Source organism: Glutamicibacter sp. 363, assembly GCF_052379505.1.
Taxonomy (GTDB): Bacteria; Actinomycetota; Actinomycetes; order Actinomycetales; family Micrococcaceae; genus Glutamicibacter.
The window spans coordinates 59,839-76,451 of sequence record NZ_JBQSYR010000005.1; the positions used below are offsets into that span (position 1 = coordinate 59,839).

At 58.0% G+C, this 16,613-nt stretch carries 14 protein-coding genes; 10 read left to right on the forward strand and 4 right to left on the reverse strand.

Translation table 11 applies throughout. The features are described 5' to 3' along the window. The first annotated feature begins 5 nt into the window (after positions 1–5). Genes ACT3UA_RS04450 through ACT3UA_RS04460 form a run of 3 tightly spaced genes read left to right on the forward strand, consistent with a single transcriptional unit; the run spans position 6 to position 3,548 of the window. Entirely contained in the window at positions 6–1,190 is a 1,185-nt protein-coding gene (locus ACT3UA_RS04450) for an acyl-CoA dehydrogenase family protein (RefSeq protein WP_096289153.1), read from the forward strand. A gap of 27 nt (positions 1,191–1,217) precedes the next feature. Continuing rightward, positions 1,218–2,675 (forward strand): aldehyde dehydrogenase family protein, encoded by a 1,458-nt coding sequence (locus tag ACT3UA_RS04455; protein WP_096289151.1) that lies wholly within the window; start codon positions 1,218–1,220, stop codon positions 2,673–2,675. Positions 2,676–2,687: 12 nt separating this feature from the next. After that, positions 2,688–3,548 carry a 3-hydroxyacyl-CoA dehydrogenase family protein gene (locus tag ACT3UA_RS04460; protein ID WP_096289149.1) on the forward strand — a complete coding sequence of 287 codons (861 nt, stop codon included), beginning with the start codon at positions 2,688–2,690 and terminating at the stop codon, positions 3,546–3,548. Between the two features lie 88 nt (positions 3,549–3,636). Here ACT3UA_RS04460 and ACT3UA_RS04465 read toward each other — a convergent pair whose 3' ends face one another. Next, the gene (locus ACT3UA_RS04465; protein ID WP_096289147.1) at positions 3,637–4,068 is read right to left on the reverse strand and encodes a pyridoxamine 5'-phosphate oxidase family protein; all 432 of its coding nucleotides are present in this window, start codon (positions 4,066–4,068) and stop codon (positions 3,637–3,639) included. 96 nt (positions 4,069–4,164) lie between these two features. Here ACT3UA_RS04465 and ACT3UA_RS04470 point away from each other — a divergent pair, with 96 nt between their 5' ends. From ACT3UA_RS04470 to ACT3UA_RS04480, 3 genes are all read left to right on the forward strand, one after another. Next, positions 4,165–5,247, forward strand: coding sequence for an App1 family protein (locus ACT3UA_RS04470; protein ID WP_096289145.1), 1,083 nt, complete (start codon positions 4,165–4,167; stop codon positions 5,245–5,247). After that, positions 5,247–5,714 carry an acyl-CoA thioesterase gene (locus ACT3UA_RS04475; protein WP_096289143.1) on the forward strand — a complete coding sequence of 156 codons (468 nt, stop codon included), beginning with the start codon at positions 5,247–5,249 and terminating at the stop codon, positions 5,712–5,714. The genes ACT3UA_RS04470 and ACT3UA_RS04475 overlap by 1 nt, the downstream gene beginning before the upstream one ends. Before the next feature lie 90 nt (positions 5,715–5,804). Then, positions 5,805–6,614 carry a siderophore-interacting protein gene (locus ACT3UA_RS04480; protein ID WP_258134015.1) on the forward strand — a complete coding sequence of 270 codons (810 nt, stop codon included), beginning with the start codon at positions 5,805–5,807 and terminating at the stop codon, positions 6,612–6,614. Between the two features lie 352 nt (positions 6,615–6,966). On the opposite strand, the gene ACT3UA_RS04485 is transcribed toward ACT3UA_RS04480, so the two are convergent. Next, positions 6,967–7,812: a DNA-3-methyladenine glycosylase family protein gene (locus ACT3UA_RS04485; protein ID WP_096289139.1), complete on the reverse strand. Its 846-nt coding sequence runs from the start codon at positions 7,810–7,812 to the stop codon at positions 6,967–6,969. Continuing rightward, positions 7,813–8,409: a DNA-3-methyladenine glycosylase I gene (locus ACT3UA_RS04490; protein WP_096289275.1), complete on the reverse strand. Its 597-nt coding sequence runs from the start codon at positions 8,407–8,409 to the stop codon at positions 7,813–7,815. A 79-nt stretch (positions 8,410–8,488) separates the two neighbouring features. On the opposite strand from ACT3UA_RS04490, the gene ACT3UA_RS04495 reads away from it, so the two are divergent. The 4 genes from ACT3UA_RS04495 (at position 8,489) to ACT3UA_RS04510 (ending at position 13,164) form a co-directional block, all read left to right on the forward strand. After that, positions 8,489–8,860 carry an ArsR/SmtB family transcription factor gene (locus tag ACT3UA_RS04495; protein ID WP_096289137.1) on the forward strand — a complete coding sequence of 124 codons (372 nt, stop codon included), beginning with the start codon at positions 8,489–8,491 and terminating at the stop codon, positions 8,858–8,860. Positions 8,861–8,863: 3 nt separating this feature from the next. Then, complete coding sequence (locus tag ACT3UA_RS04500) at positions 8,864–9,796, forward strand: cation diffusion facilitator family transporter (protein WP_096289135.1); 933 nt, start codon at positions 8,864–8,866, stop codon at positions 9,794–9,796. Between the two features lie 127 nt (positions 9,797–9,923). Further along, positions 9,924–10,673, forward strand: coding sequence for an ABC transporter ATP-binding protein (locus ACT3UA_RS04505; protein ID WP_444615643.1), 750 nt, complete (start codon positions 9,924–9,926; stop codon positions 10,671–10,673). A gap of 4 nt (positions 10,674–10,677) precedes the next feature. Continuing rightward, on the forward strand, positions 10,678–13,164 hold the full coding sequence (locus tag ACT3UA_RS04510) for an ABC transporter permease (RefSeq protein WP_096289131.1): 2,487 nt from the start codon (positions 10,678–10,680) through the stop codon (positions 13,162–13,164). A 116-nt stretch (positions 13,165–13,280) separates the two neighbouring features. On the opposite strand, the gene ACT3UA_RS04515 is transcribed toward ACT3UA_RS04510, so the two are convergent. Continuing rightward, the gene (locus ACT3UA_RS04515; protein WP_096289129.1) at positions 13,281–16,613 is read right to left on the reverse strand and encodes an ATP-binding protein; all 3,333 of its coding nucleotides are present in this window, start codon (positions 16,611–16,613) and stop codon (positions 13,281–13,283) included.

The following is a 16,613-nucleotide window of genomic DNA, read 5'->3' on the forward strand; positions in this document are numbered from 1 at the left end:
CTCAAATGATTGCCCCTTCACCTAACACCGCCATTGACCCAGCAGACCTGATCAATTTTGATGCACTGCTCAGCGGCGAAGAACTTGCCCTGCGGAATCAGGTCCGCTCCTTCGTGAACGAAAACATCAAACCAAACATTGCCAGCTGGTACGAAACAGCGACGTTCCCCCTGGAAATCGTTCCAGAAATGGCCAAACTCGGTCTGCTGGGCATGCACCTGCAAGGCTACGGCTGCGCAGGACGTTCGGCTGTCGAATATGGGCTTGCGGGAGCCGAGCTGGAAGCCGGCGACTCCGGACTGCGCACCTTCGTCTCGGTCCAAGGATCGCTAGCCATGAGCGCCATTTACAAACATGGTTCTGAGGAACAAAAACAAGAGTGGCTGCCACAGCTGGCCTCCGGCGAAGCAATCGGCTGCTTTGGCCTGACGGAGCCAACCGCCGGATCCGACCCGTCGAGCATGACGACCTTTGCCCGCCGCGACGGGGACGACTGGGTGATCAACGGAATGAAGCGCTGGATTGGCTTGGCAAATGTGGCAAAGGTTGCCGTCATCTGGGCGCAGACCGACGAAGGCATCCGCGGGTTCGTGGTCCCTACCGAGACCGCTGGATTCAAGGCCACACCAATCGAGCCGAAGCTATCGATGCGAGCTTCGATCCAGTGCGAGATCGAATTGACCGATGTGCGGCTGCCAGCTAGCGCGGTGCTACCGAACGTTCTCGGTCTCAAGGGCCCATTCTCCTGTCTCAACGAAGCCCGCTACGGCATTATCTGGGGCGCCATGGGAGCGGCGCGTGACTCCTTCGAGGTGGCGCTGAAGTATTCCCAGGAACGCCTGCAATTCGACAAGCCATTGGCCGGTTATCAGATGACCCAGCAGAAGCTGGTGGATATGGCTTTGGAAATCAACAAGGGCTTCCTCCTCGCCCTGCATATCGGGCGCCAGAAAGATGCAGGAACCCTCGACCTGCACCAGATATCCGTTGGCAAGCTGAACAACTGCCGCGAAGCAATCGCGATCTGCCGCGAAGCGCGCACCATCCTTGGCGGAAACGGTATCACCTTGGACTACTCGCCACTGCGTCACGCAAATAACCTCGAGTCGGTGCGCACCTACGAAGGTACCGACGAGGTACACACCTTGATTTTGGGTAATAAGCTCACCGGTGTCCCGGCCTTCCGCTAAAAATCAGTACAAGGAAAAACTTAGAATATGACACAGCAGACGAAAGTGGAAAGCCTTCGCCAGTACCTGAACGGTGTCTGGCTTCCGGGAAACGCCAGCGAGCTCAGCTCCACCAGCGCCGCCGATTCCTCCTTGACTGTTGCCGCAGGCCAAGCGGCAGATGCCAACCAGGTAGTTGAAGCCTTTGAAGCCGCGAACGCGGCGAAGGCAGGGTGGGCGGCCACCCCGATGGCCGAACGTGCCAGTTATCTGCTGAGAGCTTCGGCCTACCTCACGGAGCATGCGGAGAGAATCGGTACGGAACTTACTCGTGAAGAAGGTAAAACGCTCGCAGAAGGAATAGGCGAGGTACGCCGTGCGGCACAGATCCTCTCCTATTATGCAGGTGAAGCCGAACGTAGCGCCGGAACAATGTTCCAATCTCCGCGCGCTGGGGAGCAGATCTTGGTCTCGCATAAGCCCTTGGGCGTGTTGGGCATTGTGACCCCATTCAATTTTCCGATAGCTATCCCCGCCTGGAAGATCGCCCCCGCGCTGATCTTCGGAAATACCGTGGTTTTCAAGCCGGCGAGCCTGGTCCCGCTGCTGGCGGTGCGGTTGGTCGAAGCCTTCGAAGCCGCCGGACTACCTGCCGGGGTGCTCAACCTGGTGATCGGTCCGGGCGCACTGGGAGACTCGATCATGAGCCACCCCCATCTGGAGGGCTTGTCATTCACCGGATCCACAGGTGTCGGGAGAAAGCTCTGCGCTATGGGTGCTGCGCGTGGCATCCCAGTGCAAGCAGAAATGGGTGGAAAGAACGCCTCGGTGGTGCTGGCCGATGCAGACCTGGACCTGGCCAGCGAACAGGTACTCTTTGGGGCATTCCGCTCCAGCGGGCAAAAATGCACCGCTACGAGTCGACTGATCTTGGATGACTCGATTGCCGATGAATTCTTGGAAAAGCTCACCTCGCGACTGGCAAACTGGGTAACCGGAAATCCACTGGATCCAGGGGTCCAGATGGGACCGGTCATCGACGCCAAATCGGCGAAATCGGTCAGGGCGGGCGTCGCAAAAGCTAGGTCGGAAGGCGCCACCGTTATCTTCGAGGGCGCAGTTCCAGCCAGCGGAAACTACGTGGCACCGACCGTGCTTGGCATCCCAAGCGATTCTCGGGGTCGGGAAAATTGCGCTTGGCGTGAGGAATTCTTCGCCCCGGTACTCAGTGTGCTGCGCGTTTCCGGAACCGAGGCCGCCTTCGAAGCCGCCGCGGATTCCGAATTCGGGTTGAGTCTTGCGCTGTTCACTCGCGACCTGGCTACGGCGATTAGCGCGCAAGAACGCCTGGACGTCGGTATTTTGCATGTGAACTCCGAATCTGCGGGAGCCGATCCGCACGTACCATTTGGCGGGGCGAAAGCATCCGGATACGGGCCGAAAGAACAGGGAGCCGCCGCCCGCGAGTTTTATACCCACACCACTACCGTGTATCTCCGCGGCTAGGAAGAGGAACTAATGGATATTAGGACTATTCTGATCATCGGCGCCGGAACTATGGGCCGGCAGATTGCGATGAGTTGCGCACTGGGCGGTTACACCACGATCCTGCAGGACATCTCGGGCAGCGCTTTGGACGCGGCTCGCAGCGATCTGGAAAGTTGGGCCGCCGGACGTGTCGCTAAGGGCAAGCTGCAGGCAGAGTTTGCCGACGCCGCCTTGGCACGGCTGAGCCAATCTACCGAGCTGGACGCTAGCGCGGCCCAAGCGGACCTAGTGATCGAAGCGGCAGTCGAACGTTTAGACATTAAACGCTCAATCTTCGCCGAACTGGGCAAAAACGCTCCAGCTCATGCCATCTTGGTAACCAATTCCTCGACCTTGGCTTCGTCCCAAGTGGCTGAGGCCAGCGGGCGCGCGAGCCAGGTCTGCAATATGCACTTTTTCAACCCCGCCTTGGTCATGAAGTGCGTAGAAATTGTGCGCAACGAGCAAACCAGTGATGAGACCATCCAGGCGGTGACGGCGGTCGCCCGCGCGCTAGGGAAAGAGCCGGTGCTGGTGAATAAAGAAATCCCGGGTTTCATTGCTAACCGCATGATGGGGGCAATACAGCGTGAAGCGCTCAATCTGGCTTCTGCGGAGGTTGCCAGCATCAAAGATATAGACACCACGGCGCGCACCGCGCTGGGGCACCCGATGGGGCCTTTTGAGCTGATGGACCTCGTGGGTCTGGACGTTATCGATTTCATTGCCCAAGCGACCTACGCAGAGACCGGTGAGGAGGTGGACCAACCGCACCCGTTGATCACGCAGAAAGTGACCGAGGGGAAACTAGGCCGTAAGAGCGGTGAAGGATTCTACGAATATCGCAGGTAGCAGCAAACTGCAGAATCTGGACTCGCGGCCGGTATCGACAATGTGCTGTCCGCGAGCCCATCGTGTTGCTACCGCATATGCGGAGGGATTAGATGGCTTCCGGTTGCTCACCGAGGATGAAATGACGTCCGGAGATCGAGTTGACGGTCACTCTGATCCAAAAATCTTTGATGCTCTGTGCCCAGGGGCTGACACCGCTTTCGAGAGCCTCATTGATATCTGCTTCGTGCTCCAAAATTTCTGCGGTACCGTGCACCACTACGGACCAGGCCTCGTCGGAAAGGATTCCGTCGGCCTCCAAAGCAATCGAGGAGTTCACGACCATCGAAGCGAGTTTGTTTCCCGGCGCAGTGCGTAGGTAGATATTTCCTTTATGCACCGCGTAATTTACCGGAACGATGTCCACGGTTCCGGCCGCCGCAGTGGCTATTCGGCCATGTGCCGTGTGAGCCAATAGCTCCCAGGACTGTTCTTCGGTGAGCACCAAAACTGGAGCATCATTAGTGTGCTGATATCTCATGCAACTAGTTTTCTACGTTATGTAGAAAAGTTCAAGAGTTTGTGACGCATTTGTTTTTAGACGCGTTGCAGTCCCCGAACATGAAAGACTACTAACATGAGCCATGCAGCAAGTAATAGGGTCGCACGCCACGTAGCCTCGCGACTTGAGGACCATGTCCTGCAATGGCGAGCACGCCGTGCCATCGACAAGGGATTGGGTCCGGTTATCCTTCCTTACAACGGGTACGGATATGCGGCCAAAAAAGGCGGATGGGTGCGGGTTCTCGCTCGCGTGGTCATGGCTAAACCCGGCGCGTTCGAGGGTGGCAAGCACCATGCCAAGGTTGTCGAAGATGGGATCCGAGGGTTCCGCAACTTCACCTCGGCGGTACTTCCTTTTGGGAAAGTCACTGTGCTTGCTGACGGAAAGCGGTTCGAAGTCCTCGCGGACCGCGGCGGCGTCCTAGATGTCAAACTTTCGGTGGATCTGCCAGCTGGCTGGAACGATATTGAAATCACTGCCCACAATGGGCAATCCGCCACCGCGCAGATTCTCGTCATCGACGAGACGCAACGTTTCGGCATCATTAGCGATGTGGATGACACGGTTGTCGTGACGGCGCTGCCTAGGCCACTGCTCGCCGCGTGGAATTCCTTCGTGCTTTCGGAGCATGCCCGCGTCGCGACGCCGGGTATGGCGGTGATGATGCAACGCGTTTTGGCGGAGCACCCGACGAGCCCAACAATTTATCTTTCTACCGGTGCGTGGAATGTTGCGCAGACTCTGGAACGATTCATCTCGCGCAATTTGTATCCACGGGGTCCGCTGCTTCTGACCGATTGGGGGCCAACCGACCGAGGCTGGTTCCGTAGCGGTATGCAACATAAAGTTGACCAATTGCGCAGGCTCGCTGTGGAATTTCCAAACATTGAGTGGATGCTTATCGGAGACGACGGGCAGCATGATCCGACGATTTACGCGGAGTTTGCCCGGCGCTACCCGGAGCATGTGCACACGATAGTCATCCGTCAATTGACGCCCTCCGAAGCGGTGCTCGCCGGTGGGCGTTCAACTGATTTGCGCCGCACGACACCAGGCATTCGCTGGAGCTACGAGCCCGACGGGTCCCAGATCCTAGAGCAATTAGCTGCTTATGATGTGATTCGTCCCGATGATCGCTTGGGGGAGGAAAAATAATGTCCGGCTCGGTACTGTGCGTAGAAGTACCCATGCGTTGGGGCGACATGGACGCATATGGACATGTCAACAACGTCAATCTGATTCGGCTTATGGAAGAGGCGCGAATCGCTGGCTTCGGCGTACCTGGCGGAACGGGCGCACCAGGTTCCAAGCCTAAGGTGGATATATTCTCCGCGGTCCCCAATGGGGTGCAGATCCTTGTTGTTGAGCATCGCGTGCGCTACTCCAGGCCGCTGGAATATCGGAATGTTCCGGTCAGAGTCGATCTGTGGGTAGCGAATATCAAGCCTGCGAGTTTTGATATTTGTTATGAATTCCGAGATCCTGTGGAGGGCCACGTCTGCGTAAAGGCCTCGACAACGCTGGCCTATTTTGACCCATTAACTTCACGCGTGCAACGTTTGAGCATCGCGGAGCGTGAATCATTGGCTGTGTTGGAAGGTCCATCGACGTTCGCGCGATAACTGGTGGGCTGTAAATGAATTAGGGTAGGTCTATCTAGTCTTATTCAGTTAGGAAGTGTTTTTGTGGCACGAGCAGAGGGTGGGCGCCCGGTGCGCCCGCAAGTTGTTTTGCAGGTTGTTAAGCGGCAGCAAATTTCGGAACACCTGGTTCGCCTCACCTTTGGTGGCCCTGGGTTTGAGAATTTCGTCGACAAATCAGCGACAGACCGTTACATCAAGATACTTTTCGCCAAGCCGGAGCTGGGCTTGACGCTACCCTACGACATGGATGAATTGCGCGAACGGCTGCCCGGAGAAGATATGCCGGTGCGCCGGACGTATACGGTGCGCCGTTCCGATGCGGCCGCGGGCACTATTGAAGTTGACTTTGTCGTCCATGGAAGCGATGGGCTGGCCGGACCGTGGGCGCGTGATGCGAAGATCGGCGACTCTGTCTGCTTCTCGGGCCCCGGTGGCATGTATGAGCCCAAGGGCGAATTCGATTTCCACCTCCTCGTAGGTGATGAGACTGCGATTCCTGCGATCGCGGCATCGCTCGAGGCCATGCGTGAAGACATGGTGGGGCAGGTGCTCATTGAGGTCGAAGGCGCAGGGGACGAAATTGAAATGCGCGCACCCCGTGGTGTTGATATCCGCTGGATCCATCGCGGCGCGGCGTTTACCCCGGAGGCCTCAACCCTTGAGTCGGCAGTGCGCCAGCACCCTTGGCCGGGCGGACGGGTGCAAGTTTTCGCGCATGGCGAGCGTGAGGTGATGAAGGCACTGCGCTCCTATTTCTATGACGAGCGTGGCGTGGACCGTCGGGATATGTCGCTGTCGGCCTACTGGGCTTTTGGCCGCGCGGAAGATGTATTCCAAGCTGAAAAGCGGACGCCCGTGGGTCAAATATTCAACGAGTAGCCCGAACGCAATTGGCCTGGATGGAGCCTTGGGCCTGCAGTGCAAATGATCCGTGAACTGCAAGTTCGGTTAATTAGGCACCCCTAAGCTTAATAATCGGAAATATGATCATTGATGCTTGACGTTATTGGCTGAATTTGCCGTAAGCTAAGGTCAATGCCTACCCCGTGTGTGGACGGGGAAGGCAAGCAATTTGATCGACGGGGATCGTTCGGTTGCTACCACGTGGCTTACTCACCATGCAGTAGTTGCCGGCGGTACCAGGAAAATTGTAAACAGGGGATCAGCTGGCTTGCTCAATCAGCCGAACCGCAAAATTGAGACGTATCGGCCTAGAATCTGTCGGTGCGTCTCAATTTTTGTTTGCTTCGAAGGCCCACAACAAGACGGTGGCCAGTGATCTAGCGCCTTCTGGAAGCTGAAGGCATTCAATGTCTGGGATGCGCAACTGGCGCATGGCCCGTTTCACTACTAAGTCCGTATCCAAGAATATGGACTTCTGACGTAAGCCACGCAATGCAACATAGTCCCGTGTCCAGGGGCCAACGCCTTTCAGGGCGAGCAGGCTGCTGAGGAACTCGTCATGGTTTTCGGCTAGACGCCCGCCGGTGTGAATAAACCACTTGGCGACCCGGAGAAGCGTCTCTGCGCGGGAAAGCGGGCAGCGGATCACCTGCTGGAGTTCTTCGGCGGTTAGTTGCGCGGTGGCGTGCGCATCGGGGAACGCCCGCAGTCCGCAGGCGTGAAGTTCTCCGAGCGCTTCGACGAATCGGGTGGCGAGGGTTCGGGCTGCGCTCGTTGAGATCTGTTGCCCTAGAACTGTCGTGGCGAGCGCCTCAAAGAGGTCCGGGTAGCTGATAAGCCGCAGGTTCGGGAAGTTGTCCAATGCTGGCTGCAGGGCACTGATGGTGGCCAGTTGCTGATAACTGAGCTCATTCGAGTCAGCTAGGCCTAGCCAGGTGCTAATGATCTTGGCGAGTCTGGGGTGCAGCGATTCTGGGGCTTGCGTGTGCACCGTGGCCTCGTGGGTGCCGAGCAGTATTTTGAGTTCGTGGAGCTGATCATCGATGCGTAGCACGCGGACGACGCTCGACGCTTCGCGATCCAGCCGCTCCTGATTCGGCAATGAATGGATAGCCAGGACCGAGAGTGCGTGCGAGGCATCCAGAACTCCGTCCACTGGAACCGTGAACTTCATCTAGGCTGGCCAGACGCCAGAGGTGCCGCGGCGATGTGAGCCGACTAGGTGCGTATCAACGATCCCAATAGCCTCCATTAGCGCGAACATAGTCGTTGGGCCAACGAACTTAAAGCCACGCTTTTTGAGGTATTTGGCCAGCGCGCTGGACTCCGGGCTCTGCGTGGGAATTTCAGCCAAGGTGCGTGGGAACGGGGTGCTTTCAGGTTTGAAAGACCAGATCAGCTGGGACAGGCCTCCATCGTCACGCAATGCGAGCGTCGCCTGAGCGTTGGCGATGGTTGCCCGAATCTTGAGTTTATTTCTGACAATACCGGCATCGTCCATGAGTCGCTCGTAATCCTGCTCACCGTAGGCCGAGACCAACTGCGGGTCGAATCCCTGAAAGGCGGAACGGAAGTTTTCGCGCTTGGCCAGAATTGTGGCCCACGATAAACCTGACTGGAAGCCCTCTAGGCTGAGTCGTTCAAACAGGGCTTGTTCCCCGGTGACAGGCATGCCCCATTCGGTGTCGTAGTACTCGCGCAGCAGCGCGTTGCTTGCGGCCCATTGCGGGCGGGCCAACCCGTCTGCACCAATAACTAAATCTTCACTCATGAAATCATCATGCCACTTGCGTATCGAGGACGCAGAGTCATAAACGGCCATTTGCAGAAGCTCGAGCTATTATCGTCATATGGCGATAATAGAGTCTTTTGTCGATGCAAAGCTTGGAGCAACTCAACGCATGAAAATGGCAGCGTTGTTCCACGCCCTAGCTGACCCCACGCGGTTGCTCATCCTGGTGCATCTCAAAACAGGTGAACACAAGGTCAAAGAGCTGACCGAACACCTTGGGCTAGCGCAAAGCACCGTCAGCGCTCATCTGGCTTGCCTCCGCGAAAGCGATCTCGTTTCCGTGCGCACGCAGGGACGTGCAAGTCTCTATTCCCTTACTGAGACCACGCAACTGACAATGATTCTCACCCAAGCGGAGAAGTTGGCAAGTTCCAGCGCCAGCGGTCATCGATGGCACGAAGCTCACCCGCACCAATCTCTGGAGGCCTAGGGCATGGGGCATGAGCACACTTCTGGCCATGGCCATGAACATGACCACTCAAATGTGAACCGCACCAGGCTGGCATGGGCATTTGCGATTACCGTGAGTATCTTGCTCGCGGAGATTATTGGCGCGCTAGTTACCAACTCGCTGGCTTTGCTCGTCGACGCGGCCCATATGCTGACCGACTCGGTGGGGCTCTTGCTTGCGTTGACCGCAGCCAATCTGATTCAGCGCAAGCCCACACTCAAACGCACCTGGGGGTTCCGCCGCGCCGAGGTGCTCTCCGCGACCTTACAATCCGCACTGTTGCTCGCCGTCGGCATCTACGCGGCCATCGACGCGGTTCGTCGCCTCTTTGTACCGGCAGAGGTGCACGCCGAAGGCCTCCTGATCTTCGGTATCGTCGGCTTGGCCGGAAATCTCCTAGCCATGTGGATCATCTCCGCGGGGCGCGAGGCCAATCTGAACATGCGCGCTGCGTTCCTCGAGGTCATGAATGACGCACTGGGATCCGTAGCGGTCATTATTGCCGCGCTGACAATCCATTTCACCGGATGGGCGAGCGCGGACTCGGTCGCAGCGCTCGTCATTGCCGCGCTGATCGTGCCACGCGCCGTGAAGCTTCTGGGGGAGACGACGCATATCTTGCTCGAATCAACGCCCCGTGGGTTGGACCTTGAATCGGTACGCCGGCACTTGGAAGAACAGGCGGGCGTGATCGCCGTTCACGACCTGCACGCCAGTCAAATTGCCTCGAACCTTCCGGTGCTCACCGCGCATATTGTCGCCGAGGACCACATGTTCACGGCCGGTGCGGCCGGTCAACTGCTGCGTGAACTTCAACAGTGCGTGGCGGATCATTTTGAGGTCAGCATCGAGCATTCAACCTTCCAGATCGAACCCCGAAGCCACCGCGACTCGGACTACCATTCGCAGTGCTAGGCGTTCGTGACCGTGCACGGGATGAGGGTACCGGGAGGCTCTCTCATCCCGTGGTATGACTCCCGCAGCGTAGATGCAAACCTTCTGACCGATCCTCAATTGGCTAGGAGCTTTATATAATTGATGCATGACAACTGAAACACAGCAGGTAACCGACTATGCAGTCCAAGCTCGAGGACTAAGCAAGAGCTACGGTCGTGACAGCACCCGAGTCGAAGCTTTGCGCGGAGTGGATGTGGCCTTTGCCCGTTCCCGTTTCACCGCAATCATGGGACCCTCAGGTTCTGGCAAGTCGACCCTGATGCACTGCTCGGCGGGCTTGGACAACGCCGATTCTGGCGAAATCATCATCGGTGGCAAGAACCTTACCGAACTCAACGATGACCAGCTGACCACTATGCGCCGCGAGCAGATCGGCTTCGTGTTCCAATCCTTCAACCTCGTTCCAACATTAAATGCCAGGGACAACATCTTGCTGCCGCTGTCCTTAGCCGGCAAGAAGCACGACCGTGAATGGTTCAACGTCGTCATCGATTCGTTGGGTCTGCGTGACCGGCTGACGCACAAACCACACGAGCTTTCCGGTGGACAGCAGCAGCGCGTAGCCGTAGCTCGTGCATTGCTCACCCGCCCTGAAGTCGTCTTCGGCGATGAGCCGACCGGCAACTTGGACTCTCGAACCGGTGCTGAAGTGCTCTCCTTGATGCGCACCTCCACCCGCGAAATGGGACAGACCATCATCATGGTCACCCACGATCCGGCTGCAGCATCCTACGCGGACACCGTATTGCTGATGAAGGATGGAAACCTCGTCGGTTCGCTCGAAGACCCCACCGTAGCCAGCGTCACCGAGGCTCTCGCCTCCCTAGCGGAGTAGGATCATGCTTCAGGTAGCAATAGCGAACATTAAAACTTATGCGCGACGGTATATCGCCGTGCTCCTGGCCGTCGCCATTGGCACGGCCTTCCTTGGCGCCACCCTCGCGGTGGATTCCTCTACGCGTGCAACGCTAAAGAATAGCTTGGGCGACTCATATAAGAACGCCGACCTGGTGGCCTCGGTCGATTGGGAGCTAACACCCAACGATCGCGACACGAGCATGCTGAGCATGGATACGGTCCGTGAAATCCGTGATCTTCCCGAAGTCTCAGGGGTTTATGGCGACGGAGTCATGGGCGCAGCATTGCGTACCGGCGACAACGGCTACACCGTAATGCTGCAACCCATCTCCGCAGAAAATAAGCTCTCGGGTATGTCGATGCTCGAGGGACGTGCCCCGCTGGGCGCCGATGAGGTCGTGATCGACCAGGAGCATGCCGAGCAGATGGGCCTCTCAGTTGCCGACACCGTCGCGTTGTCGAGCATGGAGGATAACGCGAAGATGCGTGAATTGAAAGTCGTCGGAATCGTGGAGACTACCACCGATCCGATGTCTTCGTCCTTCGCCCAGCTCGCCATGCAAGAAGACGCTTGGGAACGCTTTGCAGGCGAGAATGCCCAGCTGAACAGGCTGGTGATCGATGCAGAGAAGGACGTCGCTCAAACCCAAGCCGCAGTGGCCGAGTATTTCCATGGCAAGGACTTGGTCGATGTGGTGGTCAACACCGCCGACGAACAGGTGCTCGACGACGTGGCAAGCATGACCGGAGGAACCGATCAGCTGACCATCATCTTGCTGGTCTTTGCCTTGGTCGCGCTGATAGTCACCGGTCTGGTGGTGATGAATACCTTCTCGGTAGTCATCGCGCAACGCACCCGCGAGCTGGCGCTCTTGCGCACCCTGGGTGCCAAACGCGCACAGATCCGCAGCTCGGTGCTGATCGAAGCGCTGCTGATCGGCGTTATCGCTTCGGTGGTGGGTGTAGCTCTGGCCGTGGCACTGATGGCAGGCCTGATTCAGCTGCTGCGAAATCTAGTACCTGAAATGTCCTACGCAACTTTGGCCGTGGATGCTCGCGGCATCATTATTCCTTTGGCCGTCGGTATCGTGATGACTGTTCTGGCTGCCTGGCTGCCGGCGCGTCGAGCCATGAGCCTGGCCCCGCTTGCCGCCTTGCGCCCATTTGATGCGGCCAGCGTCAAGAACCGTGCAGGCCTCGTACGCATCATCTTCGGCTCGTTACTGACGCTCGCAGGCGCAGCCTTGCTAGCCTATGGAGCACTCAATTCCGAGCTGCTGATTGCCTTCGCCGGTGGGCTGTTGTCCTTCCCCGGCATTTTGATGCTGGCCTCGTTGTTTGTTCCGGCCACGGTGTTCGGTATCGGCAAGCTGATGACCGGTCGCTCGGTGGCTGGCAGGCTGGCTTCGCTCAACGCCGTTCGAAACCCCGGACGCACCACCGCTACTGCCACCGCGCTGCTGATCGGCGTCACGCTAGTCTCGATGATCATGGTCGGCGGGCAGAGTGCCAAGGCCACCTTGAATGGGAGCATCAGCGGCGAATACCCGATCGACTTGACGGTGGCTCAAGACACTTTGACTAGTGACTCCGTGGCGCCTAAGCTCGCCGAGCTGGAGGGCGTTGAAAGCGTGTCGGCGTACACCATGCGCACCGTTGCCACCGAATTCCCCGACGGTTCCTCGAGCGAAGAGTACGCGATGGTTGTCGACCCGGAGTCGTACGCATCGGTAGTCCATGACGAGCAGATCGTTCCACGAGATGGCGAATTGCTTTCGACCTGGTGGCAGATCGAGGCGGACCACGCGACGGTCAACGGTCAGCCGGTGAAGCTCAGAACTACTTCGGCAAGCTTCGTTTCGAACACATTGACCGAAAACACCGCAGCCAAACTAGGCATCTCCGACAAGGAGGGGATGTCCGGGGTAGCGATCAAGGTTGATCCGTCGCTCTCCAATGGGGCGGTCACTGAGCTGGTGGAATCCATTGCGGATGTCGCGGGTGTTGAAAATTCGATGATTTCCGGCGGCGTGACGGAGAAGGCAATGTTCTCCCAGATTATCGACGTGTTGCTGATGATCGTTTCGGGTCTGCTTGCCGTAGCCGTGCTGATCGCATTGATCGGCGTGGCCAACACGTTGAGCCTGTCGGTGCTCGAACGCACCCGGGAAAACGCCCTGCTGCGCGCATTGGGGCTGAAGAAGAAGCAGTTGCGTTCCATGCTTGCCACGGAGGCGGTGCTGATCGGTGGCGTGGCAGCCTTGCTGGGACTCATTCTCGGCGCGGTCTACGGATTGCTCGGTGCGCACAGCGCCTTGTCCAGCGTGGGAAGTATGAGCTACGAGATCCCATGGCTGCAGCTGGCGGCGGTTCTGCTGGTGAGCCTCCTGGCAGCGTTGCTTGCTTCGATTACACCAGGACGTCGTGCGGCGAAGCTATCTCCGGTGGAGGGGCTCGCTACCGAGTAATTGATGATGCGGCAAGGGTCGGAATAGTTGATGAGCAACTATTCCGACCCCGTCGTGTTTAATTTGCCGAAATGCTCCTGGGAGCAGGGCTGGGTGCTGCCTGTTGTCTTGCCGCGCTAACCACGCAGCGTAATGGTGGTGGCCAGCGCCGGGGAGCGACCAGTAGTGACGAAGCCGGAGATATTAGATCCCGGATGCTTGATGATATCGATAATGGAACCCAGGTGGTGGCTCAAATCGATCTTGTCTTCCGGCGCCGCCAGAACCAGATGGAAACCGAACTCCTGCAGCGCACGGATGCCAGCTGCCGCATATTCGGAGTTCGCTTGGATGAACGCTTCGTCAATCATCACGGTGCCGTAGGAAGTGAAACCCGCCGAGGCAAAGCCCAACTGATAGGCCAGGGCTGCGCCCATGATGAAGGACGTGAAGCGCTGGCCCTCACCACCGGATAGCGTGCCAGGTTCCAGGCCGGTCTCCACCTCTCCGTTCGGCTTGTGCTCATTGCAGCTAATCACCACGTGTTGCCGAACATCCAGCACGGTAGACCGCCAGGCGTTCAAGCCTGGATCGCTCAGTGCGGAAACTAGGGCTTCAAGTGCCTGGTAGGACTTCGCCAGGGTACTTTCTTCCTTGGTGGTGTAGGCGTCATTTAATGCCGCCTTCAGTTCCTTGCGGAAGGTTCCAGCCTCAACGGGAATCGAGTTTTCAACTTCCAACCGCAGCATCGAGCCATGTTCGAAGGTGACATCGGCAAGGATCTGGTTTAGCGGTTTGATTCGCTCGGAAATCATCCGGCGTTCCTCGTCAAGCAGCTGCAACAGGTCGCTGAAGCGTTCGTAGGAACGGTTGGCAAAGTACTCGCGGAACTGTGCTTCGTGGTGGGGCAATCCGTCTGCAACGATCTGACCATGCAGTTTGGCATAGTGCTCGGCGGCTTCCGGAGTTGTTCCGTGCGTCTGCGCGTGCGAGGTACCGAATTCTCGGGCAAAGCGTTTGAAGGTGTCGCTTAGCGCCCCACCTACTTCATGGCGTTGCGAGGAGAAATCGTTGAGCTGGCCGCCTAGCTGCACCTTGACCTCGGCGAAGGCTTCGCCAATGGAATCTACTGGCGGGCAATCGCCCGCAGCCACCTGTTCCAAAATCGGGCCAAGGATCGCATGGTGACGCAGATGAGTAGGGACAGCGGAGACCCAGTTGCCGTTTGCATCCTCACCTTCGGTGGTTGCGAGCACTTTCTGCGCACGTTCGTTCTGTAGCTCTAGATCATCAATACGCGAGCGCACCAACGCGAGGTCGCCAACCAACTGCTCAGAATCTGCCTTTGCGTTTTCGATCTGCTGGCGAATTTTCGAAGAATCGCCCGAAAGCACCAGTGCGTCGCCGAGCTTCTGCTCGCTGCGACGCAGGGAATCTAGCGCAGCTGAAGCATCTAGCTGGGCAAAATTGCGTTCGTCGGCAACGATGGCCGCAAGCAGCTGAGACTTCGCAACGACTTGGTTTTTTGCTGCCGTCCGTTCATCGGCGGCATCCTGGGCTTTTAGGATCTGTTCCTTGAGGCGTTCGGCTTTGTTCTGCAATTCCGAAATTTTGGATTCGTTGGTGAAACCAAGCAGATAATCAGAGGCCGGGACGCTGCGGGTATCGCGTTCAAAGCTACCCGCACCGGATTTGATGGTTCCTGCGGGAGTGATGGCCTTGGGATGCACATGCATCGCCGCGTCATTCTCCACACAGGCCAGCGGATAATCGGCGGTGATCTTGGTGCGCAGCCAGGTTCCCGCTTCACCTGAAGCAAAGTCGAGTTTGCTGACCAAATCGGCCGGTCCGGCTTCTGCTTCGCGTGGTTTGACCGACGTATCGACCCAACGTACTCGACCCAATCCGTCGAGTTCGTCAATTGCGTGCGTTACCTGGGTGAGGAATTCGCCTGGCACCAAAATGGTGCGAGCCAGCGAGCGCAATGCCTTTTCGGCAGCCAGCCGCCAGATGGCCGAGTCAGCGGCCACATCCATCAGTTCGCCAGCGAAGGGCAACTGCTCTTCGCTCAAGGAACAAGCCGATGCGATGGCTCTGCGTGCTGCCACTGAACGGTCATCGATATTCGTGCCACGGCGCTGGTAGGAACGAATCTGCTCGTCCAATGCTTCTGCACGCTTGCGCAGCGCCATCAGCGAGGCCATGGCCTCGTACTCAACCGTCTGCGCATCTTTGGTGATGGAAGCCAGCTGTTGCATGGTCCGGGCGGCATTCCCGCGCAGCTCATCGAGCCCGGTGGCGCTGAACTCGAAGTTCAAGCCGGCAGCGGTCGCCTGTTCCTGCAACGCGCGTAACGCGGATTCCTTTTCCGAAAGTGCCTTGCGTGCCGCATCCGCCTCACGCTCTAGTAGCATCAGCGAGGCTGAACCAGCGGAATCGTGGGCCGCCGCGAGCGACTGAAGCTGGCCCTCGGTCCGGCTCTTGCGCGCCAGAATGTCAGCTTCTTGTTCCTTGAGCTCGGCTAGTTCGCGTTGATGACGGTGCAAGTCGTTGCGCAGAATATGCTGGCGGACCTTGGCATCGAGTTGCTGCAGATCGCTATTGAGCAGCTGTTCGGTCTCGCCGATGCGTTGGGCGAGCGTTCGATAAACCTGATCCTGCTCTGGAACCTGGGCCAGCACATCGCGCTGTGCGCGCGCCGTATCCAATTGACGGTAGATGCCGCGCAGATGGGCGAAGTCCTCCACCGCCGCCGCTGCCGCTTTCAGCGTGGTGGGTTCTTCCAACACCTCGTGACGGAAAAACTGGTTGACACCCTTCGCCAACCCTTTGCCGTTTTGCAAGGTGCGAAGCAAGGCAAAAGCCTTGTCGCTTTCCACCCCAAGGCGGCGGCGGACACGTTCGATGAAGGCCTTGTGCGTATCAAATGCCTCGGTTGGTTCCAAAGACTTGGACAGCGAAGACACGGTAAAACGTCGTGGCCCATGATGTTCAAGCTCCGCAATATCCAGCGCGCCTTCACTGAGCAGATAATGCTTGGACACCTGATTCTCTAACCCTGCGTCTGGCAGGTCGAAAACCGCGCCAATGCTGACGGTGTTGCCCAGGCCATCCTCGTAGCCCAGCAAGATGGCGCTCCATGTAGCGCCGGGGCGCTGATAGACGGTGCCCGAGCTGGTCTTGAACTTGCGGCCACGCAGGTAGGAGAAGGTGGTGCGGCGATCGGCGCGAGTTGCGGCATCGTTTGCAGACTCGTTGAGCTTGGGGGTCGCAAAGAAGATGTGCCCCATGGCATCAAACAAGGTCGACTTACCCACGCCGGGGTGTCCGGTGACCAGCGTTCCAGCGCGATCAATTTCAAGGTTGTGCAGGCCGTGGAAAGTGCCCCAGTTAACGATCTGGATCCGGCAGAGCCGATGCTGTCCCGGGTTGAGGGCGCCACCGAGCGGGAGGGTCATTTCTATACTCAT